This window comes from Paenibacillus sp. GCM10027628 (assembly GCF_042676385.1).
GTDB lineage: Bacteria > Bacillota > Bacilli > Paenibacillales > NBRC-103111 > Paenibacillus_E.
The window spans coordinates 1,298,785-1,324,027 of record NZ_JBHTHA010000002.1 but is presented as its reverse complement, the minus strand read 5'-3'; the positions used below and the strand labels follow the sequence as shown (position 1 = coordinate 1,324,027).

18 protein-coding genes and 1 riboswitch are annotated in these 25,243 nt (G+C 49.3%); of the genes, 12 read left to right on the top strand and 6 right to left on the bottom strand.

Features of this window, described 5'->3' with window-relative positions; translation table 11 throughout:
* Positions 1 to 620 precede the first annotated feature (620 nt).
* The 4 genes from ACFQZT_RS06545 to ACFQZT_RS06530 all read left to right on the top strand — a co-directional run bounded on the left by ACFQZT_RS06545 (position 621) and on the right by ACFQZT_RS06530 (position 5,529).
* Complete coding sequence (locus ACFQZT_RS06545; protein ID WP_379297729.1) at positions 621 to 2,237, top strand: response regulator transcription factor; 1,617 nt, start codon at positions 621 to 623, stop codon at positions 2,235 to 2,237.
* A complete protein-coding gene (locus ACFQZT_RS06540; protein WP_379297727.1) occupies positions 2,234 to 4,018 on the top strand; it encodes a cache domain-containing sensor histidine kinase in 1,785 nt (594 codons plus the stop codon). The genes ACFQZT_RS06545 and ACFQZT_RS06540 overlap by 4 nt, the downstream gene beginning before the upstream one ends.
* A gap of 10 nt (positions 4,019 to 4,028) precedes the next feature.
* Positions 4,029 to 5,012: a substrate-binding domain-containing protein gene (locus ACFQZT_RS06535; protein WP_379297725.1), complete on the top strand. Its 984-nt coding sequence runs from the start codon at positions 4,029 to 4,031 to the stop codon at positions 5,010 to 5,012.
* A gap of 112 nt (positions 5,013 to 5,124) precedes the next feature.
* Positions 5,125 to 5,529, top strand: coding sequence for a hypothetical protein (locus tag ACFQZT_RS06530; RefSeq protein ID WP_379297723.1), 405 nt, complete (start codon positions 5,125 to 5,127; stop codon positions 5,527 to 5,529).
* Positions 5,530 to 5,601: 72 nt separating this feature from the next.
* Here the strand turns inward: ACFQZT_RS06530 and ACFQZT_RS06525 are convergent, their stop codons facing one another.
* From ACFQZT_RS06525 to ACFQZT_RS06515, 3 genes are all read right to left on the bottom strand, one after another.
* On the bottom strand, positions 5,602 to 5,958 hold the full coding sequence (locus ACFQZT_RS06525; RefSeq protein ID WP_379297721.1) for a LytTR family transcriptional regulator DNA-binding domain-containing protein: 357 nt from the start codon (positions 5,956 to 5,958) through the stop codon (positions 5,602 to 5,604).
* Positions 5,959 to 6,110: 152 nt separating this feature from the next.
* A complete protein-coding gene (locus ACFQZT_RS06520; RefSeq protein ID WP_379297719.1) occupies positions 6,111 to 7,547 on the bottom strand; it encodes an NAD(P)/FAD-dependent oxidoreductase in 1,437 nt (478 codons plus the stop codon).
* Positions 7,548 to 7,629: 82 nt separating this feature from the next.
* Positions 7,630 to 7,728: riboswitch (purine riboswitch) on the bottom strand.
* A 71-nt stretch (positions 7,729 to 7,799) separates the two neighbouring features.
* On the bottom strand, positions 7,800 to 9,542 hold the full coding sequence (locus ACFQZT_RS06515; protein ID WP_379297717.1) for a sensor histidine kinase: 1,743 nt from the start codon (positions 9,540 to 9,542) through the stop codon (positions 7,800 to 7,802).
* An 83-nt stretch (positions 9,543 to 9,625) separates the two neighbouring features.
* Here ACFQZT_RS06515 and ACFQZT_RS06510 point away from each other — a divergent pair, with 83 nt between their 5' ends.
* Positions 9,626 to 10,363 (top strand): MBL fold metallo-hydrolase, encoded by a 738-nt coding sequence (locus ACFQZT_RS06510; RefSeq protein WP_379297715.1) that lies wholly within the window; start codon positions 9,626 to 9,628, stop codon positions 10,361 to 10,363.
* Positions 10,364 to 10,532: 169 nt separating this feature from the next.
* Here ACFQZT_RS06510 and ACFQZT_RS06505 read toward each other — a convergent pair whose 3' ends face one another.
* From ACFQZT_RS06505 to ACFQZT_RS06495, 3 genes are all read right to left on the bottom strand, one after another.
* Entirely contained in the window at positions 10,533 to 11,507 is a 975-nt protein-coding gene (locus ACFQZT_RS06505; protein ID WP_379297713.1) for a LacI family DNA-binding transcriptional regulator, read from the bottom strand.
* A 107-nt stretch (positions 11,508 to 11,614) separates the two neighbouring features.
* A complete protein-coding gene (locus tag ACFQZT_RS06500; protein WP_379297712.1) occupies positions 11,615 to 11,758 on the bottom strand; it encodes a hypothetical protein in 144 nt (47 codons plus the stop codon).
* An 83-nt stretch (positions 11,759 to 11,841) separates the two neighbouring features.
* Positions 11,842 to 15,363, bottom strand: coding sequence for a GH36-type glycosyl hydrolase domain-containing protein (locus ACFQZT_RS06495; RefSeq protein WP_379297711.1), 3,522 nt, complete (start codon positions 15,361 to 15,363; stop codon positions 11,842 to 11,844).
* Positions 15,364 to 15,541: 178 nt separating this feature from the next.
* On the opposite strand from ACFQZT_RS06495, the gene ACFQZT_RS06490 reads away from it, so the two are divergent.
* The 7 genes from ACFQZT_RS06490 to ACFQZT_RS06460 all read left to right on the top strand — a co-directional run bounded on the left by ACFQZT_RS06490 (position 15,542) and on the right by ACFQZT_RS06460 (position 25,087).
* Positions 15,542 to 16,786, top strand: coding sequence for a sugar ABC transporter substrate-binding protein (locus ACFQZT_RS06490; protein ID WP_379297710.1), 1,245 nt, complete (start codon positions 15,542 to 15,544; stop codon positions 16,784 to 16,786).
* A gap of 97 nt (positions 16,787 to 16,883) precedes the next feature.
* Positions 16,884 to 17,768 carry a carbohydrate ABC transporter permease gene (locus tag ACFQZT_RS06485; RefSeq protein WP_379297708.1) on the top strand — a complete coding sequence of 295 codons (885 nt, stop codon included), beginning with the start codon at positions 16,884 to 16,886 and terminating at the stop codon, positions 17,766 to 17,768.
* Between the two features lie 13 nt (positions 17,769 to 17,781).
* Positions 17,782 to 18,639, top strand: coding sequence for a carbohydrate ABC transporter permease (locus ACFQZT_RS06480; protein ID WP_379297706.1), 858 nt, complete (start codon positions 17,782 to 17,784; stop codon positions 18,637 to 18,639).
* Between the two features lie 371 nt (positions 18,640 to 19,010).
* The gene (locus ACFQZT_RS06475; protein WP_379297704.1) at positions 19,011 to 19,394 is read left to right on the top strand and encodes a MerR family transcriptional regulator; all 384 of its coding nucleotides are present in this window, start codon (positions 19,011 to 19,013) and stop codon (positions 19,392 to 19,394) included.
* A 25-nt stretch (positions 19,395 to 19,419) separates the two neighbouring features.
* A complete protein-coding gene (locus ACFQZT_RS06470; RefSeq protein WP_379297702.1) occupies positions 19,420 to 20,640 on the top strand; it encodes an MFS transporter in 1,221 nt (406 codons plus the stop codon).
* A 150-nt stretch (positions 20,641 to 20,790) separates the two neighbouring features.
* A complete protein-coding gene (locus tag ACFQZT_RS06465; RefSeq protein ID WP_379297700.1) occupies positions 20,791 to 21,261 on the top strand; it encodes a hypothetical protein in 471 nt (156 codons plus the stop codon).
* Positions 21,262 to 21,274: 13 nt separating this feature from the next.
* Positions 21,275 to 25,087 carry a GH32 C-terminal domain-containing protein gene (locus tag ACFQZT_RS06460; RefSeq protein ID WP_379297698.1) on the top strand — a complete coding sequence of 1,271 codons (3,813 nt, stop codon included), beginning with the start codon at positions 21,275 to 21,277 and terminating at the stop codon, positions 25,085 to 25,087.
* Positions 25,088 to 25,243 lie beyond the last annotated feature (156 nt).

The window sequence follows — 25,243 nt, the reverse complement described above, 5'->3', positions numbered from 1 at the left end:
TATGCTCCCCTCACATCCGCTGACCCTGGGTAACTGCACTACTGTACTTAGCTCCTTGAGTCCACTGCACTTGTTGCACGGCTCCTTCAGACTCCAATTCACTATGCGCCCATCACATCCGCTGACCCTGGGTAACTGCACTACTGTACTTAGCTCCTTGAGTCCACTGCACTTGTTGCACGGCTCCTTCAGACTCCAATTCACTATGCGCCCATCACATCCGCTGACCCTGGGTAACTGCACTACTGTACTTAGCTCCTTGAGTCCACTGCACTTGTTGCACGGCTCCTTCAGACTCCAATGCACTATGCTCCCATCGCATCTGCTCTGATGCAATTCCCCATCGCGTCAACTGAGCCTGCAGTGACTCAACTGCACTATGCTCCCCCTCGCTCGATTAAGCATCTCCCACGGGTTCATCTTGTCAACCTTCCGCGAAATCATAAGATTTTCAACTTTTCTTCAGAGATTTCCCCACTTTTTTTGCTCCATTTGCAGATAGAATTAGCACATATGCGCTTATCGAAAGGGAATAAGCTTCTATTGCCGTTAGCCGGCAGCCCTGTGTACAATATTTACATAGAACCCGATTATGATTTCGTCTTGAGGTGAACCCCATTATGTATAGAATCATCATGATCGATGATGAAGATGAAGTCAGAGAAGGCATCAAGCGAAAGACGAGTTGGGAGGCCTGCGGGTTTCAATTGGTCGGTGATTTCGGCAACGGTCGGGATGCTTATGAAGCGATGGATGAATTGCAGCCAGATGCGGTGATTACAGACATTTGCATGCCATTTATGGATGGTCTTGAACTTACCCAGCTGATTGCCGCCAAATACCGGGATGTCAAAGTCATAATTGTAACCGGTTACGAGGATTTCGATTATGCGAAGCAAGCCATCAAGCTCAAGGTGAAGGACTATCTGCTGAAGCCGATTAATGCTGCAGAATTTACGGAATTTCTGCAAAAATTAAAACTCGAACTGGATGAGGAACGCAAGCAAAAAGAAGACGTTACCTTCCTCCGCCATCAATTCCAGGAAAGTATGCCGCTGCTCCGGGAGCGGTTTCTCGAGCGGTTGGTGACCTCCTGCATGAAGCGCGAAGAGATCGAACGCAAATGCCGGATGTTTGGCCTCACGATAGGCGGCCCCAGCTTTACGGTGCTTGCACTCGACATCGATGAATTTCACCGGAATTTCTACAGTGATCAAGTCGCGGAGGAGGAGCTGCTGCGATTTGCCGCTCACAACATTTTGCATGAGATTGCCCAAGAGGAGCATGGCGGAATCGTATTTCGAACCCGTGACGATAAGCTCGTCGCGCTGCTTTCCGGCAAGCGGAGCCACATTGAAATGACAGGCCAAACCCTGGCGGAACATGCGAGGTACAGCATCGAGAAATATTTGAATATGACCGTAACGGTCGGCATCGGGCGTATTTACGACGAATTGCAGGATGTACCCAAGGCATTTCAGGAAGCGCTTTCGGCTTTGGATTACCGCTTTTTGCTCGGGAAAAACCGGATCATTGCGATCGGCGACATGGAGTTTGGACGCAGCCTTGATACCCTGAGCGATGTCCAGACGGAGAAAAAGCTGATCTCTGCAATCAAGACCGGAGAGAAAAGCGCCATCTCCGCGACGCTCCGGGATTGGATCGACGAGATGAAGAAGGCGGCCTGTCCGATGGATAAATGCTACGGCAAGCTGCATAAACTGCTTGTCGCCTTGATGAATTTGCTGGTTGAAACCGGATCTGAGGATTCGGCGGTGCTCGGCGACCATTCGTTCATGCAAATCTATACGAGAAAAACATTGGATGATGTTAGAGATTGGCTGGAGGGAGTTTGTTTGGAGCTGGTAGACTTGCTTGCCGAGAAGAGGACGACCGTCTCCCAAGCTCAGATGGAAGCCGCTGTGGTATTCATTCATGAGCATTATGCGGACGAACAGCTCTCTCTTCAGCGGGTATGCAATCATATTTATATGAGCATGAGCTACTTCAGCGCCCTGTTTAAACCATTCACTGGCGAGACTTTCGTTGAGTATGTAACCCGGTACCGATTGGATAAAGCGAAAGAGCTTCTAGCGGTCACCCAGCTGAAAGCTTACGAGATTGCGGCCATGGTGGGCTACAACGATCCCCAGTATTTCAGCGTTATTTTCAAAAGAAATACCGGCATGACCCCCAAAGAATATCGAGCCTCGCAGAAAGGTCAACCCAGTCTATGAGAATGCGGCGGCACGCCTTTCAATTTAAAAGCATTCATACGAAAATCGCCTTAGCTTTCTCTTGTCTGATTCTTTGCACGACCGTTATTTTAAGCTACAGCGCATACCGCCTTTCCACCGTGGCTGTCACGGATACGTCCCTGGAGTACACGAAGCAGCTCATCGAACAGGTTAACAAAAACATACAGACGTATATCGGCAATATGGAAAGCATTTCAGCCCTATCGCTGAGCAATGCCGATTTGAAACGTTATCTGGAACTGAAGAACGCGAATAGTCCCGAAGGGGAGCAGCTCTCGAGCCAGATCAGCAGCTATTTTCAAGCCATCGTCGCTTCCCGAAAAGACATCGCATCCATTGTGTTCGCCGGTTCTAATGGCGCACTGGTATCGGATCGCGGCAACGGGCGCTTTAAGCCTTACTCCGAGTTGATTACGCAAGAATGGTACGATAAAGCGAGCGAGAGCAAGGGTGACGTAGTTATCACATCTTCGCATGTACAGCATCTTTATCAAAATGAGTACAAGTGGGTTGTCTCGATCAGTAAACAAATGCCGAAAACATCGCCGTGGTCAGCAAGCGGTGTACTGCTGGTCGATCTGAATTATAACGTCATTAACGATCTGTGCAATCAGATTCAGCTTGGACAAAGAGGCTATATTTTCATCCTAGATCCGACCGGTGACCTCATTTATCATCCGCAACAGCAGCTCATTTACACTGGACTCAAATCGGAGGATATCCCGACGCTGCTTAAGGTTAGCGACAGCACATTTCAAGCGAAAGAAGCGGAGCAAAGTAAAATTTATACGGTCCGAACAACGAATTTTGGCTGGAAAATTGTCGGAGTAACCGATTCGGAGGATCTTAGCGGGAATAAGAGGGAGATGCAGCTAACCTCTGCGATGTGGGGCGGGATCTCGTTGATCATTGCGCTGGCGATTTCGATTCTTTTGTCCGTAACGCTGACCAAACCGATTAAGCAGCTGGAAGTGCATATGAAACAAGTGGAAAAAGGCAACTTCGATATACGAGTCGATGTGGAAGGTACGAATGAGATCAGCAAGCTATCCCGCACGTTTAATCTAATGATCGGTAAAATCAAAGAGCTGATGAATCAAACGGTGCAGGATCAGGAAGTGAAGCGGATCAGTGAGTTAAAGGCGCTGCAGGCGCAAATTCAGCCGCATTTTCTGTATAATACGCTTGACTCTATCATTTGGATGGCAGAAATGGACAAGGTGAAAGAGGTCGTGACGATGACATCCGCTTTGTCCAAACTGCTCCGCTCCAGCATCAGCAAAGGCGAAGAACTTATTCCGATCTCCGTGGAGCTCGAGCACATTCAAAACTATTTGACGATCCAGAACATCCGCTACCGGAATAAATTCACATACGCTATCGAGGTTGAACCTGCCATTCTTACCTGTAGTATTTTGAAAATTATTTTGCAGCCATTAGTCGAAAATGCCATTTATCATGGCATGAAACATTTACCCGAACGGGGGCACATTCGAATTACAGGCCGCAAGACGGAGGGGCTTATCGAACTCAAAGTGATGGACAACGGTGTCGGCATGAGCGAAGAGCAGTTGAAACATTTAATGCATAAAGCGGGTCAAGCAGATTCAGGCAAGGGCTTCGGCTTGCATAACGTGAATCATCGCATTCAACTCTATTTCGGAGAAGGGTATGGTTTGCAGTTTGAGAGCGAGTTGGAAGAGGGAACGACCGTGACGGTGCGTATTCCGGAACTTCCCCGGGCAGAGCAGACGAATTGAGGTGAGAGGGATGAAAATAAGGATAGGCTCTGTCGTCATTGTGATCGTGCTTCTCATGATCCTGTCCATGGTGGCGTATCTCATCGTATCCAAAGAAATGGAGTCCAAGAACAGACCTCTTATTTTAATTCCCAAAACGATCGACACCCGCGTTGAATTTTGGCAAGTCTTGAACCAAGGAGTGTTCGCGGCAGCCAAAGAGTACAAAACGGAGATCAAAGTGATGGGTACGCCTTCTGAATCGGATATTGATGAGCAGGTGAAATTAGTGGAAGAAGCGATCGCCCAGAAGCCGAAAGCGATCATTTTGGCGGCAACGGATTATAACCGCTTGGTTCCCGCTGCCCGGAAAGTCATCAACTCAGGCATCAAACTTATTACAGTTGACTCTGGATTGGAGGGCGGCATTTCATCCAGTTTCATTGCAACAGACAACTACGCGGCAGGCCGTAAAGCGGTGGAAACTATGAAGCGATACGTGCAGGGTCCGGCGAAATATGCGATTGTCAGCTTTGTCAAAACATCTACTACACAATTAGACAGAGAAAACGGGGTGCGTGACGGATTAAAAAACGATCCTTCTGTAGTCGTCTTAGACACGTTGTATAGTAACGGCAATGAAGAAATCGCATACGAACAGACGAAACAGCTTCTTGCCGAACATTCGGATATACGCGGTATTTTCGGATTGAATGAGGTCTCAACCGTAGGGGCGGCGAGGGCGCTCAAGGAAATGGATCATGGAAGAAACACCAAGCTCGTCGGGTTTGACAGTTCAATGAATGAAATCGCATTCCTAGAAGAGGATATCCTGCAGGCGACCATGGTCCAAAAGCCTTTTAACATGGGATATTTAGCGGTGAAAACGGCTCTCCAGGTTTATAATGGCGAAGCGGTTAAAGCGATGATGGATACGGGTTCGGAGGTTATTACCAAAGAAAATATGTACACAAGCGAAAACCAGAAGCTATTGTTTCCATTTGTAGAGAAATAGGCGTAGGAGTTTAGACTCATTTTTAAGTAAATATCCATTTATTGGGTTGTCAAGTTTCGACGTTTCCTCTACAATATGATGTAGATTCATGTCGGAAAGGGGGGAGCAGACAATGCTAGGACTTTTTAAGAAATGGCTGAATAAACCAGCGTCACAGCAGGAATCTACGAAGTCAGCGGACTACAAAACGATGGAAATCGATGTTGTCATCAAATGTTTCGTTTCGGATAAAGACAGACCGTTTCGTGTTATTTTTAAAGTCGAGAAGCAGGGCTCTTTCTTTACCAAGGACATTTTCGTGAAAAATGTGGATGCTAAGACGCCGTACGAGCTCGTAAATAACTTCTCCACGCTTGGAATGAACTATGAAGAGCTGAAGAAATACGAAGGTACGGATCATGCCGAGTATAGCTTTGCTACCTTGGAGGAAGCCAAAAAGGTAAAAGACACAACAGTCGATTACATACGATTCCTAATCCGCGAACATCAACAAGAAGCAGTGGCAAAAATTTCATAAGAACAATAGAAAAGGAGCTAGCGACCTAAGTCGTGGCTCCTTTTTGTTTGCGATTAGGGATTGATGGAAGTCTCAAACAACTTCTTCATTCTGCAGCGTTCTATTCTGCTGCCAAATTTCTTTCAAGCGGTGCTGCCGAAGCTTCGTAATGGTTGTGAATTTGGGCTCGGCGCCTTTGAGTTCAAAGAACACTTTGCCATCCTGGATATTGATTATTTTCGTCGTATTGACGTAGCAGTCTGTGTTGACCTTAAAAAAGGAGGTGTCCGACATAAGTTCCGTCATTTGCTCGGTCGACAACCGTTTCTTGATGTGATAGTTTTTCCCATGGAAACTGACAAGTCCATGTTCCCCGACCCGGAAATACATAATATCCTTTTGGAGAGTAAAATCTTCGTACGTGTTCGTAACATCGAGCGCTACATTCATGTGTCCTTCCCCCTCATATAAAATGTTAACGCTTACAAATTGAGAACGCTTTCATTTTACCATATTTATGAGTTTAGGGAAAGGGTTTTGCGAGGAAAAAAAGAAGGGCGAATGTTCTACAAATGCAGACATTTTCGCCCTTTTTTCGCTATTTATTTGTTCATTCGTTCAAATACATTTTGTGCGATCCAGACGCCTGCTGCTCCGGCTTGAGCCAGGCCTCTGGTAATGCCCGCGCCGTCGCCGCCGCAGAACAAGCCTTTAATTTCGGTCTCGAAGCTTTCGCTGAGTTTCGGACGCGCGGAGTAGAACTTTGCTTCTACGCCATAGAAAAGCGTATGTTCAGCCGCGATGCCAGGCGTGACCTTCTCGAGAGCGTGAATCATCTCGATCAAGCTCTTCATCGTATTGTACGGGAGAACGAGACCGAGATCGCCCGGTACCGCTTCCTGTAAAGTCGGCTCCAAGAAGCCTTCGCGGATGCGCTCGGTCGTCGAGCGGCGTCCGCGCATAATGTCGCCGAATTTCTGAACGATCACGCCGCCGCTGGATAAATCGTTCGCATGTTTACAAATTTCACGGGCGTATTCGTTCGGTTTATCGAACGGCTCAGTGAATTTGTGCGAGACGAGCAGCGCGAAGTTCGTATTCTTGGACCCGAGCGCAGGGTCCTTGTAGGAATGGCCGTTCGCGGCCATGACGCCGCTATGGTTTTCGACGACTACGTGGCCGGAAGGATTGCTGCAGAATGTGCGTACCCGCGTACCGACAGACGTGTTGTAAATGAATTTGCCCTCGTAGAGATGCTCGTTAATCTCGCGCATTACGACGTCGGAGGTTTCTACGCGTACGCCAACATCGACCTGATTGTTATACATTTTGAGACGGCGCTTCTTAAGAACCTGCGTCAGCCATGCGGAGCCGTCGCGTCCTGGAGCCAGCATGACGAAGTCGCTGTGAATTTCCGTGCCGTCTTTCAAACGGATGCCGGTAATGACATGTTTATCTTCGCTTTTTAAGGTCATAATATCATCAACTTCTGCTTTGAACTGCATGTCGATGCGTGTTTTCAAATATTCATAAATGGATCTCAAAATCATCAAGTTTTGTTCGGTTCCCAAGTGCCGAACTTGCGCGCGAAGCAGCTTCAATCCCGCGGCATAAGAGCGCTGTTCGATCTGCTTGACGGCTTCTGTCGTCGGGTCCGTAACGTTCGGAGTTGCGCCGTGAAGCAAATTGATATCATCTACATACTGAATCAATTCCAACACTTTGGATGGTGCCAAATAATCCGTCATCCAGCCGCCGAATTCGGTGGTGATATTGAATTTGCCGTCGCTGTATGCGCCTGCGCCGCCGAAGCCGGCTGTAATGGAACATGCAGGGAGGCAGCCGGAGAAATCTTTTTTCCCGGCAGGAGGCGGACATAGCTTGATTTTATTTTCCAGAATCGGGCAGCTTCGGTGATAAATATCGTGTCCTTTGTCGACTAGCAAAATTTTGGCGGCAGGGTGCTTAAGCGTCATTTCATAACAGGCGAATATGCCTGCAGGTCCTGCTCCAACAACGATGAAATCATAAGCTCTCATTTCGATTTCGCTCTCCTTTTCAAACACCGTTCAGGTGTGGAAATCCGGCTTTTGGACGCAAAAAATCCCAGCCACACAGGTATGCGGAAGCAGTACCCGTCGTAGCTAGGAAGTTAAGGCTTCCTCTAGAAACCCTCAAGCCAATTCTCAAGGATATACGAACGTTTTAATGATTGTGGGCTGTATGTTATAGCCTTGATAATCATAATACGAACATTATTGAATGTCAATCTATTAATGTTCGTGATTCTTTTATACGGGGATAGAGATAGTGAAGCGCGTTTCACTCTCGTTACTGCTTACATCGATCGTTCCGTTGTATTTGGCAACGAGCTTTTTGACGATGCTTAAGCCTAGACCAGCATGGGCGCCCGAGTCTATTTTTGTTGAAAAGCCTGGCTCATACAAATCGGCGATGATGTCACTTGGAATCGGATCCCCATGATTGATGATTTCGAAAATAAGCAGCGCACCCTCGACGCGTCCGAGTAATTTCACTTCTTTCTCCGCATCATTCATGGATTGCATAACGGCATCGAATGCGTTGTCAATTAGATTGCTGAGCATTTTCACCAGATCGGTCGCTTTTATGGCGCTAAGGCTGATACGACTCAAATTAACAACTTCATGATGAAAATTGATTTTACGTTCAATAGCCTGAATGACTTTGGATTGAACAATTGCGCTCAAAGAAGGCACATCAATTTGAATGATATCGTTAAGTGCATTGGTTTCACCGATCAACTCGCCTGTGTATCTGTCCAGCTCCTCATATTCTTTGAGATGGACAAGGGAATGTATCGCGGCCACATGGTTATTGAAATCATGCCGCTGCTCTTTCATGGAGCGGAATAATGAGCCAATGTTATCGACGTACACCTCTTGGACGCTCTCAGCGGTAGCTTCGCGCTTGCGATTGACAAATCGGACGGCGACAATAACGAGCAGAAAGGCGATCACGGCCGTTGATCCGATTAATAGGAGCAAGCTTGTTTGCTGCTGCTGGATGGATTGCTGAACCCTCCCATAATCTGCCGTCAGCCCAATGACTACCGGGAAATCCAATTGCAGCGGGATAAACATTTTCAGATAAGTTTTCCCGTCGATCGTTGTAAGAAATTGCTTTCTTTGCTTGGAATCGTTGACGGCTTGTACATATTCCTGATCCCGGTCATCCCTCATTTCGTAAGAGCCGAATAAGATTTCCCGGTCCGTGAACCACACGTAGCCCTGGCTGCTATTCGGTTTTTGTTTCTTCAAAAAAATAGGCGTGTTGTAAACGGTTATTTCCTTGGCTCCATGATCCGTATAACCATGAATGATTTCATTAATCACGGCGTTGACGCCTGTCTCCCGCTGATAATCTTTAAAGAAAGTATCATGAACAAACGGATCGATGATGTAATTCGTGCGGCCATCGTAATAATAGCCCCATTTATCAATAGACTGTGGATTCGTTGAAGAGGTATTGAGCGGTCCTGACCAATAATGCGGAAGCGCTTGACCGCTTTGGACATTCGTTTCCTTCGTATCCAGGAGCTGATTGAACGCTTTAAACCAGTCACGGCTCCACGCTTTGGTGCTCATGTTGATTTCGTTAGGATCCGACGATCTGTATCCGATAATATCATCACCGCTTCGTTTCATGAGGGTGATATGATCGACCATCAATTCGCTGCTCAGCTTGGCGAGCTCTTCATTCGTCACTTTTTCAATGTCCGGACTTAGCTTGTAGAGTGCGGCGATGGAAGCGGTTCGCAGGTTCTGACCGATCAGGTTTTCGACGTATTTCTCACCTGTTTTGGAGTGTTGTATCGAAATCGCGACGTTGTCGGCGATCAGTTGCAGCTTCGTTTCCAACTCTGAAGTTAGCATGCGCTTCGTATAATAGTAGAATACGCTGTCCGTAAGTAGTACAATGATTAGCGAGATCATCAGGATGAAAAGCGAGGAGCGCAGCTGGATCTGCGGCTTTCGCTTGATCGTTTTGTTCATGTTGTCCTCCCAAAATGTTAAATTCTCTCAAACATCATAATACATATTCAACTAGAATCCCATATGGAAATGGAGGGGTTGCGATGAAAGTGACCTTCTTAGGCTGCGGGGACGGATTTAGCGTGCTTCAAGGCCACAATAGCGCATTACTCACGTTCGCGGAGACGAATTTATGCATCGATTTTCCGGAATCAAACCATTTAAGTTTGCATCAATTAGGGATGAAACTGAACCAGATCGAAAACCTTTTTATAACCCATTTGCACGAGGATCATATCAATGGCCTGCAAAAGCTGGCGCTGTTCCACCGGGTTTATCCGGGAAAGGCGAAGCCAAAACTGTTTGTGCCTGCGGGGCTTAAGGAAGATTTATGGCAGTGCCTTCGCCATGGGCTTGAGTTGACGACGCGAGGGAAGCTCGCGTTTGAGGACTATTTTGATATCGAGTGTGTGGAGGATCGCTTCTCGGTTGCCGGCGTTATGTTCGAACTCGTTCAAACGCTGCACGTGCCGGGGATGCTCAGCTATGGGCTTGTGTGCAAGCCGCTTTTTTATTTCAGCGGGGATACGCGTCTGGATGTTGGCTACATTCAGAGCATCGCGGATGATGTGGAGACGATCTTTCATGAATGCCATATGCAGGATGACACGCTCCCGTCGCACACCTCTTTGGATGAGCTGCTGACGCTTCCGGAGACGATTCAGGAGAAGATGGTTTTGATGCATTACGTGGACGACTTTTTGGAGCCGGGCGTGAGGGATGCGTTTCATACGAAGCATAAGGTTCGGTTGGCTGAGCCTTTGGCGCGCTGTGAGCTGTAAGAGAGTTGAGAAAAGCAGTATGGCTATGGGAAAAGCTCCAATTAATTGGCCGCTTCATCCCCAACCGACACTGGTCAAAAAAGGCTCGAACGCCCCGATGAAGGGCTGTTCGAGCCTTTTGTACGCATGATGCTGTATTTGTCCAGGAGGAGATTCCCGTTCGTGCCGATTAATCGGTATTCCTGCTTTTCACGGAAGCACCTTTAATCAGCGAGACATAGATCCTCTCATGTTCCACTTCCTCACCGCCGATGAGGCGGAGTAACTGCTCGGAGGCCATCCCCCCCCAGCGGTATTTGGAATACTCGATGGTGGAGAGCCGAGGCTGAAGATACTGGGTCAGATCAATGTTGTCAAAACCGATGAGCGAGAAATCCTCGCCAACCCGGAAGCCTCGTCGATCCGCATAGTTATGCAGGCCGATCGCCATCTCGTCATTCATGCAGAACACGCCGACCGGGCCGTCGTAAGCATCCAGAATGATGCGGCCGGCCTCTTCGCCGGAGCTTTTGTTGAAGTCGCCTTCGATAATGACCGCCTCGATATCGGGATGGCGGTCCAGCGTCTGGCGGACGGCGATCATCCGCTGCCGCGAGTCGAACGTATCCGGCGGTCCCGTTACGACATACAGTTTGCGGTGGCCGCTATCGATGAGATAGTCCATCGCCAGATTGGCGCCGGCCTTATTGTCCAGCAGCACCTGGTTCACGGCCGGATGATTGAGCTCCCGGTCGAGGACGACGAGCTTGTGGCCGCGGTCCGCATAATCCAGCAGCTCCTCATCGGAGAAAGTGGAGTCCAGAATGATGGCCCCGTCAATCATACGCTCCGGGAGCAGCCGGTGGGATTGCATGCCGCTGCAGACGATCAAGTCGTAGCCCTTGCGGTTCAGTACTTCCTTCATGCCTTGGAGCAGGTCGCCGTAGAAGGCGCCGGTGAAGTCGGTCAGGAACGCCCCGATAATTCGGGATTCCTGCTTTTTGAGCTGGCGGGCGGCAGCATTGGGAATATAATTCAATTCCTTGGCGATGGCAAGAATTTTGGTGCTTGTTTCGGGTGTAACCTTAGGACTGCCGTTCAGGGCGTAGGAGACCGTCGAGATCGACACTCCGGCCTGCTTGGCAATATCCTTGATGCTGACCATCGGGATCCCTCCTAAAGACGGCTTGTTTTTCAAATATACCACAACTTTCTCTATCATAAGCGTTATCTTGCAGACAATTTTTTCTTGTTCACGGGAGAACGTGGGGCTCACCATTCTAAGGGAGTTCGACCCTTGGGGACACTGATCGATGCGTTAACGATGTTATTCAGTGTTCCAGACGTAAGAGAAAATGGAATCGAGCCCATAACGATGTTTTCCATCGTTACTGATTTGAACTGGTCAGTTGCCATACCTAATTTCCTCCTAAGTCGCAAATGTATGGATTTACACACAAAAGGAGAGTCAGGCAAAACCTTGACTGTTTTTCGTGAAATCAGGCTTCAATCACAATTTCATTCAATTTTTCTGCATCCGGCAGCCAGAGCGTCTCCAGCTCCTCTAGCGATAGTTCTGCTCCGGTGCTGCGGTACGGACCGATTAGCCTGCTGAAGGCGGCCTTTTGTCCATTGACGGTAATCCGGCTGATCGGGCTACCGCTGCCGGAGAGCGCGTACATGATGCGTACCGGTCGGCCGGCTACCGCGAAGCGAAGGCTAAGTCCGTTCAGTTCGGCCGGAAGCACCGGATCCAGCTGAAGGCGGCCTGCGGCTTGGCGAATGCCGAGCACGTTCGAGATCAGCTGGTTCATGTAGATGCCGGGTCCGCTGGAATAGATGCGCCAGCCGCCCTTGACGGGAGCCGAGCCGCTGCGAAGCTCGTCAAAGCGCTCCGCAGCTTCATAACGGCTTGCGAACTTGCCGTCGGAGCTGCTGAAATACGCATTGCTCTGCCGCAGTTCCGCGTTCGGCACGGCTTTTTGAATTCCGACCGGATTGATGACCTGTAGCGCCCTCCAAGCTTCCTCGGACTTGCCGAGCCCCGCCATCGCTTCAATAAAGCGGATATGGGCATGCACGTACTGCAGCCCGACTTCGCGGCCGAAGTTGGCCGCCTGCTCCGCGCGCTTGAAACGGGAGCTGACGCCCCCGTCATAGGAGGCCGGCCGGTTCATCAGCCGTACGCCATCCGGGAAACTCAGCTCGCGCTTGATCAGCCTGTAATGAGCTTCGGCCTGCTCCGGCGTGATCAGCCCGGCAATGATGCTGCGCGTCATCGGCAGCAGACGGTACTGTATGCCGGTGCGCGTATCCGTCGGGTGGAGCCATTTGTCCGGATGCGCAGGATCCTCCATATACAAGAAGCCCGGAATGATTTCGTCCGGATTCATATAGCGGTGGAAATCCTCGGAGATGCCTTCTGCCAGCTTCAACAGTTCCACTCCGAATGCCGCACGCTCTTTGGAGGCGTTGTCGGCAGCAGGAAACGAAGCCAGCAGGGTGCCGAGCTGCCGCACGGCCTGGTACGTCAGCGCCACGGTCCAGCTGCTGACCATAAAGGTACGCAGCTCCGCGCTGGCCGGCTGCAGCGTATCGTCCCAGTCGCCGTCACCGTAGGCGGAAAGGCGTGTGCCGTGCAGGAAGTGGGTGCGGATATAGTCCATCTGCTTCTGCACATGACGATACAGCGTCTGTTTGTCTTCTGTCAGCTCGAATGTATGATGATCCGTATAGGAAAGCTCGGTTTCCAGAATGGAGGTATCGCCCGTTGCGGCGATGTAATCGCCGAGAAGCTTGAGCGGCCAAACGATTATATCCCCGTGGCTCTCCTCCTGTTGGACGCGGTGATAGCGGTCGAACATGAACCACTGCGGCCAGCCTCCGCTTGAATCGTATTGATGCGTGTATACCGTCATAATAATATCGCGCACCGCTTCGTAATGCTGAACCGCGAGGAAGTACTCCGCGGGTCCCTGACATACGTCGCGCGTGCCCCAGGCAGCTCCGCCGTACTGCTCCAGCCCGTGAGGAACTGCAAAATGAACCCGCATATTATGCGTGTACCACCACGCCAACATGTTCAGACGCTGGACCGCATCATTGCCTTGCGGGTGATCCAGGGCGAAGCCTTTCATTAGCTTGGCCATATCCTCGCGGTACTTCCGCTTCTCATTTTCAAAAGAGGGAGCATCCGTTTTGGACACGCCTGCGCCGAAGCCGGAAAGGCGGCCGCCGATAAGAAGGCGCCAAGAAGCAGCAGCATCTGTTTCCAGCACAAGCAGCGGGGCTTGGCCGGGAACGAGCGACGGCATCAGTCGGCGCTCATCGGTTCTGCGGAGCCCGGTGCCCTCGGCGAAGATCCGGTAACTGAGCCCCGGATACGCTTCACGAATCGGCGAACCTTCGGCCGCAGTAATGAGCAGTGAGCCTTCGCGCTCTACCAGCTCATAGGGAGCCTCATACTCGCGGTCGCTCATGGTGACCTGCGCAGTAATCAAATACTCCCGGGGCAGCCCGCTTTCGGACCGTACTTCAAGCACCGCATCGGGGGAATCTGAACTCGTATAGCTCGTAATCTCGAGCGTATCCTCATCCAGACGGTAGATCCAGCGGGCATAGTTGAAGCCGATCTCGAACAAGCTCGGCATGGCCAGAAGACGGTAGCTGCCGCCGACCCGGGCATACAGGCGAAGTCCGGAGGCATGGGCGGCGCCCAGCGCATTCCGCGTATTGCTGAGCAGTTTATTGAAAGTGGTATTGCCGACGACGAGATGGGAATGAAAAATCCCGTACATATAAGCTGTCGAGGTCAGCATTTCAACACCTGCACGGTCAGGTGCGCCGCTCATCAAAATATGGCCGTGCGGCCGCTCGACGAGCATCTCCTTGCTTTTCAGCACGACGTGTTCGTAGGTCGGAGTGAAAAAGGAAAGCAGTTCCCCGTCGGCCCATTCTTCCTCCAGTCGGGAAGGGTAACGTTCCTGCAGCTCGGCCACCGTAAGCGGACGGGACTGGAGCGGAGCTCCGAGATCCGGCGACTTGAGCGGCATCGGATTGGCGGGAGCTTCAGCGGCAGGCAAGGCGTCCATCTCTTGCCAAGCTGCTGCAAGCTCATCGGCGAAAGCGGCATCCGTCACGGCCTCTGGATGATCCTCGCGGAACATGCCGTAAAAGACGACACGGGCTCCTTGCACCGGATTCACCCGCTGGGATTGGAGAGCTGTGTAAGCAAATTCATACTGATACACCTTGCTTGGCAGCTGGTCTTGAGATAGCGCCTCGGGCTGATAAGTATCCTTAAAGCTGAGACCGAAAAACTGGAAGCCGTCGGTAGAGAAGGCGGCCGCACCCGTCAGGCAGCCTTGCTGCAAATAAGGGAAACGTCCTGCCTGCGGCTGATTTTGGCGGGAACAGACGACCCAGCCGAAATCACCAGTCCGGAAAGCTGCATGATCAATGTACTGCGAGCAGTAGGCTTCGTTGCTGCGCACGGCGGCAGGAGCGCCAAGGCCGACGTCCTGCCCATAGATGAGCTCCGCCTGGACGGAAGCGCCTTCCGAATGAAGGTTGACCTCCCAAAACCATATATTGCGGGATGATAGAAGAAAAGAGACCTCGTAACGGATTTCGTCCGCGATGCCGCTCCAGGTGATGCGGCGTTCTCCGCGGCTGATGCGGCTAGTCGAACGAACGCCGAGCAGTGGATGGACCGAGAAGCCCTCCGGCCGGACGATCCTCAAATAAAGGTTGTTCAGCGAGCCGTCCAGCGGATTGCTCAGTAGCTGATTCAGCATGATTCCGCCTCCAAGCGCCTCATACAGGTCTCCTGAGGTATGAAAGGTGAAGGTTAAAGCTCCGGATTCCAGCCGCCAGACGGCCGGAAGCGAAGCGGTTTGTTGAATTGACATTGTGCAGTACCTCCTCTTGATGGGGGGAAATGATTTAATATGTAAATGGACAATAAAAACGTTTCTATAAGAGTTAAACAGAGTATAAACAAAGTAGTGAAATGAAGTCAAACATTAAATAATTTTGTATATAAGCGTAAAAATTATGGGATATGCTCGATTTCGGGCTATAGATGAAGGGAAAATTCTTCAATAAAAAAACCTTGAATGCGATTTCAAATTGATCTATAATTCATATCGAAACGTTTCTATGAAGCTTGGAACAACTTAAATCAGGGGAGGAAAACAGATGAAAAAGAAAACTGCAAGCGCCGCCATAGCGGCAGTCATGCTAATAGGAACTACGCTGGCGGGATGTTCATCAGGCGATAACAAATCCGGAGGAGGCGGCAAAGTCACGCTCTCCGTCTGGGCTATGGGCGACAGCAGCAAGCCGATGGAACAGATGGCAGAGGCCTTCACTAAAGAGAATCCGGACATTACGATAAAGGTGCAGGCTATTCCATGGGGGAGTGCCCATGACAAACTGCTGACGGCAGTTGCTTCCAAAAAAGGACCGGATGTGCTGCAAATGGGCACAACCTGGATGCCGGAATTCTCAGCGGCTGGCGCGCTGGCTGATTTGACGGGCGACCTGTCCAAATATCCGGAACTTGCGGCCGGGAACTTCTTCAAGGGCACCGTAACTTCCAACCAATTCGACGGCAAAACTTTCGGCGTGCCGTGGCTCGCTGAGACAAGAATTCTATTTTATCGCACCGATGTGCTAAAATCGGTCGGGTATGATCATGCGCCAAAAACTTGGGATGAACTGCTCGACGCTTCCAAGAAACTGACTGAACGAGGCAAGGATAAATACGGCATCGGCCTGGATCCGAAGGAGCCTACGCTGAGCTTTATGTTCGCCCGTCAAAATAACGCCAAGTTGATTACGGACAACAAGGCCCAGTTCGATCAGCCTGCGTTCCGCGATGCAGTGGCGTATCTCAACGGCTTTTTCCAAAACGGCTACGCTCCGGTAGACCTCGGTTTGGACATCTCCCAGACGTTCGGTGGAGACGGCATGGTGCCGATGTTCATCAGTGGTCCTTGGATGATCAAAGCGGTCAAGGATCAAGTCCAAAATGTTGACGGCAAATGGGCGACAGCCGTGCTTCCGTCAAAGCAAAACAATATGAGCTCCCTCGGCGGCTCCAACCTGACCGTTTTCAATTTTACCGAGCATAAAGCCGAATCGATGAAGTTCATCTCTTTCTTGAGCAAGCCGGAAAACCAGCTGGCCTGGATGAAGCAAACCGGCGAACTTCCAGCGAATATGAAGGCGTGGGAAGATCCGCAGCTTAAAGGAGATGCCAACATGAGCGTTGTCGGCGAGCAGTTGAAAAACGCCGAGCCCATGCCGCTCGTCAAATCGTGGGATAATATTTCTCAGAACTTCCTGAAAACCTTTGAGCAGATTTACCGTGCCAAGGCGGACATCAATGCTCAGTTGAAAGACTTCAACGCGCAATCCCAGCAACTGCTGGATAAGTAAATTTGGTTAATCGGCCCGGTGCCGGCTGCCGCAGCTTTTCGGCAGTCGGCTGATTTTGCAGCCAGGCCAGGTTATGACTTAAAAAGGAAGTGAGTTCATGAAAGGACCTTCAAAGGCTGCGCCTTATGTATTTATCGGTCCGACCCTTATTCTGCTTGCTGTTTTTTCCCTGCTGCCCATACTCGTTGCGGTGTATATCAGCCTGACCGACATGGGCCTCGCAGGTCTTGCCAATTATTCGACCATTCATTTTGTCGGGCTTAAAAACTATGTCGATGTATTAGGAGATCCTGTTTTCCTGCTGGCTCTGCGGAACACACTCTTCTATGTCATCGTCGGCGTACCTCTGGTCATTGTATGCTCGCTCGGTGTTGCGCTGCTGATCAACTTCGGCCGCTCGCGCGTGTTCAAGATATTCCGTGGCGTGTACTACCTGCCGTCCGTCACCAACGTAGTTGCCGTGGCCGTTGTGTGGAGCTACCTTTACAACCCCCGCATTGGCCTGTTCAACTACATCCTGACGTCACTCGGCGCTGACCCGGTGCCATGGTTGACCGAACCGACCGTTGCCAAGCTGTCGCTTATTTTGCTGGCGCTCTGGCGGAGCATCGGACTGAATATGATCATATTCATTGCCGCGCTTCAAGGGATCGACCGGTCGTACTATGAGGCGGCGCAGCTCGACGGGGCAAGCAATTGGCAACAGCTGACGCGGATTACGATCCCGATGATGCGCTTTGCGATCTTCTTTGTCAGCGTGACGACGATGATCGGCTGGCTGCAGTTTTTTGAAGAGCCCTTTGTCATGACTCAGGGCGGACCGCTTAACGGCACCGTGTCCGCATCCCTGTTCATCTACCAGAACGGCTTCCAGTTCAGCCACTTCGGTTATGCGGCAGCCGGATCGTTCGTACTCTTCTTTATTATTATTGCCGTCACTATGCTCCAGCTGAGACTCCAGCGGAAGCAAGCCGAGGAATAGGAGGCGAACAAGTATGTCATCACCTGTGAATAAAACGTCTACCCGGACCGGAAGCCCGCAAGGAAAACTTCAGCAGTGGATCGCCGGCATTGTCTTGACCGTGTTCGGCGTTGCGATGATTTTGCCGTTCATCTGGATGCTTCTCTCCTCCTTTAAGACGGAAGGGGAAATCAAACGCATGCCGCCGACGCTGTGGCCGGAAGTGTTTACGTTCGACAACTTCGGCAAGCTTTTCACGGAAATGGATTTCAGCCAGTATTTGTTCAACACACTGTTGATAACGCTTCTTTCCTTCGTCGGACTGCTGCTGAATGCAATGGCCGGCTTCGGCTTTGCCAAATATAAATTCAAAGGCCGGGAAAAAATGTTCCTGCTTGTGCTCGCCACAATGATGATTCCCGGGCAAGTTACGATGATTCCGGTGTACCTCATCCTGAACAGCGTCAATTTGACGAACACGATGCTCGGTATCGTGCTGCCTGGCTTCACAAGCGCCTTCGGCATTTTCCTGTTCCGCCAGTTCATGCTGACGCTTCCGGATGAGATCATGGAAGCGACACGTCTGGATGGGGCAAGCGAGTACCGGCTGTTCGCGCAAATCGTGCTGCCGATGTCGAAGCCCATTCTCGCCGTGCAGGCGATCCTGACGTTCATCGGGGGGTGGAACAGCTTCCTTTGGCCGCTCATCATCGCTAACGATGAGAAGCTGTATACGCTTTCGGTCGGCCTTCAGCTGCTGAAAGGACAGCACGGCACCAACTTCGCGCTACAGATGGCGGGCGCATCGTTTATGGTCATTCCGATTATGATTATCTTCTTCTTCTTCCAGAAGCACATTATCGAGAATTATAATATTTCAGGTATAAAATAAAGCGGATCATACGAGAAACCTCCGTCCTGTCAGGGATCGGAGGTTTTTTACATGTTATGGAACGTATAAGTTTCAGGGGAGGACGTGTAGCTCACCGTTCCAAGCGAGTTCGACTTATGTGACGCTGATTGATGCGTTAACGATGTTTTTCATCGGTACAGTCGTAAAAATAAATGGAAACGAGTGAATAGCGATGTTTTCCATCGTTACAGACGTAAGAGAAAATGGGATCGAGCCCACAATGATGTTTTTCATCGTTACTGATTTGAAGGGGGCAGATGCTATATCTAATTTCCTCCTGGGATTGCTGCTTGGAGAATTATTTAATAAGTGCTTGCTTTCGAGTTAACTCGAAAGTATATACTGTGTACATGGAAAAGTTATTAACGATTCGACAGGTTGCTGCTGTTACATGTCTCAGTGTTCACACGCTTCGCTATTACGAAAGTATTGGTCTTCTTGGTTCAATCCGCCGAAATGAAAATGGATATCGTTATTATTCTTCAACAGATATTACCTGGATTGAATTTTTGAATCGACTGAAAGCTACTGGAATGCCAATCACCAAAATGCTAGAAATCGCCGAGCTACGGAGGCAGGGTGATTCAACTTTAACAGCAAGGAGGATACTTCTCGAAGAACACTATAAAGAAGTCCAAAAAAACATGTTTGAACTTCAGAAAAATTTAAATTTGCTTGCAGATAAAATTGTTATTTATAAGGAGATGGAGAATCAATATGCATTAGATAAATAGACTTGGAGGGGGATTTCATATCCATATGAAAAAGTCATTTCTCACATCTATCATCGCCCTCGGCATATTTGGAATTATTAATACCGAGCTTGGCGTTGTGGGCATTTTACCTAAGATTACAAATCAATTCCATGTTAGCGTTTCTCAAGCGGGTATGCTTGTAAGCATATTTGCTCTGATCATTGCCATTTCTGGCCCATTCATGACTTTATTATTTTCAGGAATGAACCGCAAAAAAATTTTAGCCGGGGTTCTTGCCATTTTTGCAGTTTCCAATTTTGTTTCAGCATTCGCCCCCAACTACACTGTCTTATTGCTTTTTCGAATTTTACCCGCTTTTCTACATCCGGTATATTTCTCCGTAGCCTTTGCGGCAGCTGCAAACTCTGTGCCACAAGAACAAAGCGCCTCGGCTGTTGCCAGAGTTTTTATAGGAGTAACTGTGGGGATGGTATTAGGTGTTCCAATCACATCATTTATTGGGGATCAGTTTTCACTCGAAGCTGCATTTCTCTTTTCCGCTCTTATTAATGCAATCACATTTATTGGCATATTATACTGGATACCATCCATGCCGGTAAAAGAAAAACTATCCTATGGGAAACAATTGAAAATTTTAATTAAACCGAAATTATGGCTTAATATTGCAACCGCCAGTTTCATTCTTGCAGCATTGTACTCGGTATACGCCTATTTTGCTGAATATCTCAAGATAGTGACAAGCATGAATGGTAAAATGATCAGTGTCATGTTAATTTTATTTGGTGCGAGCGGCGTTGTGGGCAATCTACAAACAGCTAAACTGTTAAATAAGAGTATCATTAAAACAACCATTTTCTATCCTGTATTGCTCGGAATCATTTATTTGCTATTATTTTATGCTGGAGGTCATACGATTGCGGCCATCCTTATTATCATTGCTTGGGGAGCCGTTTTTACCAGCGGCCTCATTGTAAGCCAAACTTGGTTAACCTCTGAGGCCCATGAAGCGCCTGAGTTTGCCAATAGCTTGTTTGTATCCTTTGGAAATTTGGGTGTTGCATTAGGCACCGCCTCGGGGGGCTGGTTTCTATCCCAGAAAGGAACACACCAGGTTGTATGGAGCGGTGTATTGTTTCTAATACTTGCATTCATCTGTATTGGAGTGAAAATCAAGTTATTCGACCAAAAACAGGGTAAAATTTTTCTGGAAAAGAAAAGCCCAAAAGAGTACCGGGAAGAATTTGTGAAGAAGATCCAATCGTAAATAGGTTGTCTTGATAAGCCCTCTGTGCTAAGAGGGCTTTTTTGTGTGATTCGCCGTCTTAGGACGTCGACATTGGATACTGATGCAAAGAAATTGAAAGGCAGCACGCGAGCATTTTGAAATCTTTCTCTTAGGTGCTTCGGGTACAATATGATCTACGACAGTAATCCGAATTATTACACAGAAAAATTTCGTCCGCAGTATCATTTATCCCCATTATCAGGCAACATGAGCGATCCGAACGGGATGGTCAATTTTGAGGGCGAATATCACCAATTTTATCAAAATACGGGTCAATGGGGGCATGCTGTAAGTAAAGATCTTATTCATTGGGAGCATCTTCCTGTGGCGCTTGCCCGCTACCCTCAGGGGGAGATTTGGTCCGGCAGCGCAGTTGTAGACGAGAAGGATACGAGTGGATTTTTTGGTGGCAAGGTAGGTTTGGTGGTGATATTCACAGGCGTTTCCTATGAATTTGAAGCGGAAATGGAACGGCAGGAGGTCGAGGAATACGATTCCGTCAGGTCATCGATTGCGAGATTAGCGCGAGGAAGCGCTTTTCTTACTCCTTATCACAAAGGAATAAAAGCGCTTACATTTATTGTTACTCGAATAATTTAGGAGATGAGAATGTATGAGAATAGGGTTCAAATGGATGTTGAGAGCTCTTCTAATTATTGCCGTTACTAGTGCGGCATCGTTAGGCGTTACGACAGCGTACGCTTCAAGCCTCAACTCTAATATGCCAGGCTATACACCAATATCCGGAACTTGGTCTATCCAGGCAGGGAGCGGAGTAAAGGGAGTAAGCGCAGCGAATGCGAACGCTTTCGCGATTTCGACGACAACCGCTGGAACAAACTTTGTGTACGAAGCTGATGTGACGATAGACAGCGCCTCTGCATTCGGCGTAGGCTCTCTTGCCTTCAGAGCCAGTGAAGACGGATCCAAAGGGTACGTGGTCAGCGTTGACCCGAATCTGGATCGTGTGAGGCTCTTCGACTTCGCTACGGGCGCTGATGTTGGGACTCCATACGCAGCGACGATTCATACAGGAACAGCTTACCATGTTAAGATCGCTGCGGATGGTTCGCTCATCAACGTATACTTAGATAGCGTATTGGTAATTTCCGTCAATGATACGAAGTATTCCACAGGGAACCTGGGCTACCATGTGTATAACGGAACGGCTTATTTCCAGAATGTCTACCAATATGAAACGACAACGAATGTAACCGGATGGAATACGGCTTCAGGCACATGGACGCCTACAACGCAAGGCTGGAGAGGGACGGCTGCTAGCGGACAAAATGCATATGCGATCTCATCAACAAGCTCGGACAATTTTACATATGAAGCGGATGTTCTCATTGAAGATACATATGCTGTTTCCACTCTGCTTTTCCGTACCGATGCCGGCGCGACGCAAGGCTACGGCCTGCAACTCGACCCGAATCTCGGCAGACTCCGTTTGTTTAATATCAGTGACAATGCTACGCTCGGTACACAAGCTGTCACCCTAGGTATCGGAAAAGTTTACCATGTGAAGGTTAAAGCCGAAGGAAATGTCATCAAGGTCTATTTGCAAACCAATTATTTGCAGGCGGATGGCTACGATCCAATTTTGACGGTTACGAATTCTGCTTATTCGTCAGGCCTTGTCGGGCTGAATGTCTTTAACGGCAGCGCAAAATTCCAAAAAATTCTGATCAGCGACGCTAACACGAATTTAACTGGCTGGACGTCCATTAACGGAAACTGGACTCCTGATCTGGACGGAGTGAAAGGAGTGAGCGCCGGAGCCGCCGACACTTTTCGAATATCAGCAAATACAGCTTTCGATTTCGTGCTTGAAGGCGATTTGAAAGTGGATGCCGGCTCACCATTCGCAACTGCCGGGCTGCTCTTCCGCGCAAACGCTAATGCAACAAGCGGATATGTGCTGAACATTGATCCTAACCTGGATCAAATCCGCTTATTCAAAGCGGGCAGCGGGACGACGGTCGCCGCTTCAGCCCGTACGATTGATACTGGGAAAACGTACCATGTCGAGATCGTCGCAAGCGGTTCATCCATCAAAGTATATGTAGACGGTTATATGACTCCGGCCATCGATGCGACAGACAGCACGTATTCAAGCGGAAGCATAGGACTGAATACGTATAACGGAACGGCCTATTTTCAAAATGTGAATGTTACGGATTTAAGTGCTTACTCGAATGAATTGTACCGTCCTCAATATCACTATACGCAGGAGTCAAGCAAGGCAAGCGATCCCAACGGACTCGTATATTATGCAGGTGAATATCATCTTTTTCATCAGGATGAAGGTCGATGGGCGCATGCGGTAAGCACCGATCTTATGCACTGGAAACGTCTTCCTATCGCTCTTCCTTTTAATGACTTGGGCAATGCCTGGTCAGGTTCGGCGGTCGTGGATACGAATAATGTAACACGACTGTTTGGCGGTGGCTCCGGACTCGTTGCTTTCTATACGAATTATGATCCCGACAAAGTCGGCGGCAATCAGAAAATCAGCCTCGCCTACAGCACCGACAAAGGGAGAACCTGGCAGCAGTATTCAGGGAATCCGATTGTGCAAAATCCCGGCGGCGTGAATGGCGGATGGGATTTCCGCGACCCTAAGGTTGTTTGGGATAGCGATCATAACGAATGGGTGATGGTGGTATCGGGAGGGGACAATATCCGCTTCTACACGTCCACCAACCTTTTGACCTGGACATATACCAGCTCATTTGGCTTCGGTGCCTATCTGCATGGCGGTACATGGGAATGCCCTGATTTTTTCCAGCTTGGGGTAGATGGGGTGGCGACGAACAAGAAATGGGTGCTTTCGATCAGCACAGGTCCTGCGACGCAAACGAATGGTTCCTCGTCTGAATATTTCGTAGGTTCCTTCGACGGTTCGACTTTTACCAGCGACAATCCCGCCAGCACTGCGCTTAGAAGCGAATATGGCAAAGATATGTATGCCGCTGTGACTTTTTCGGACATTCCATCGAATGCCCGCCGAATTGAGATCGGCTGGATGAGCAACTGGGATAATCCATTCAGTGAACCAACGGTTCCGTTCCACGGTCAATTGTCGATACCGCGCGAGCTAACACTGGTAACGTATCCTGAAGGTGTGCGCCTTGCTCAGAAGCCGGTTATTGAAATGAATAATCTGCGTGGCACAGCCACAACGTTTAACAACGTAACCATAACACCTGCAAGCACGAATCTATTATCCGGCTTGTCCGGTAACGCCTACGAGATTGAGGCTGAATTCGAGCTCCCTGCAACCGGTGCAGCATCTGAGTTCGGAATTAGTCTAAGAGAGCTTGGAAATCAGAAAACCGTTGTAGGTTATCAGCCACCTGCTTCCAAGATGTTCCTGGACCGCGTGAATTCAGGTCGCACTGATTTCACGGCCAATTTCGCTTCACGAAATGACGTCGTTGTGAATCCGGTTAGCAACCGTGTGAAAATGCACATCTATGTCGACGAATCCTCCGTAGAGGTCTTCGGCAATGATGGCAAGGTCGTCTTCTCCGACATTATCCTGCCGGATTCGGCCCGTGACGGCTTGAATTTCTATTCGACAGGCGGCAATGTGACTGTAGTTTCCATGAATGTGTATCCGCTTGCAAATACATGGCGCAACGAACCGGCCAGCGGAACCATTCCGCAAAAAGTTGTGATGGATAAACCAAAACTGGAAATCGGCGTTGGCTCGACGCAGCAGCTTTACACGACGGTATTGCCGCGTTCCGCAACGAACAAGAATTTGATTTGGAGCAGCAGCAATGCTTCTATTGCGACCGTATCAGCCGTGGATTCCCGCAGTGCCAATATCAGCGGCATCAGTCCAGGGCGAGCCATTATTACGGCAACTACGCAGTCCGGCTCGATTGTGGGTACTACGGTCGTACAGGTCGGTCCTGCATTCAGCACGAATTTGACAGGATGGTCTTCGACCAATCAAGCGAAATGGATTCCGACTGCGGACGGGATTGCCGGCTATTTTGATCTGGACAGCAACTATATGTCCACAGTAACAGGCGGTAACTTCACCTATGAAGCTGATATGAAGCTGGATACGCTCGGAGGGGCGGGCTCCATCATTTTCAGAGGCGATGCCAGCGGCTCGAACGGCTACTACTTCAATGTGGATCCAAGCTTAAAAACACTGCGACTGCTCTACAAACTGAACGGCAGCTTTACCAGCTCGCAAATTATTGCCGGAGTGCCGATGCTGTTGCAGCAAGGTAAAACCTATCATGTCAAAATTGTGACCAGCGGAACGAACATCAAAGTTTACTTTGACGGCAGTTCAACGCCAGTGATCGATGTCAATGATTCGCAATTCAGCAGTGGAAATTTCGGTCTTAATCTATTTGGAGGCAGAGCTTATTATCAGAACGTGACCTGGATTGCGGGTTAGTTCAAATAGAGGACGAACTTAAATGCTTTACCTAAATTAACTGTGTAATTCAGGTAATCTTTTGTGTACGTGCACTTCTAGGCCCTCACCCACATAGACTAATACTAATCTCTACGCGGAGGCTTCCGAAGCAGCGATGATCCGCAAAACCTCAAG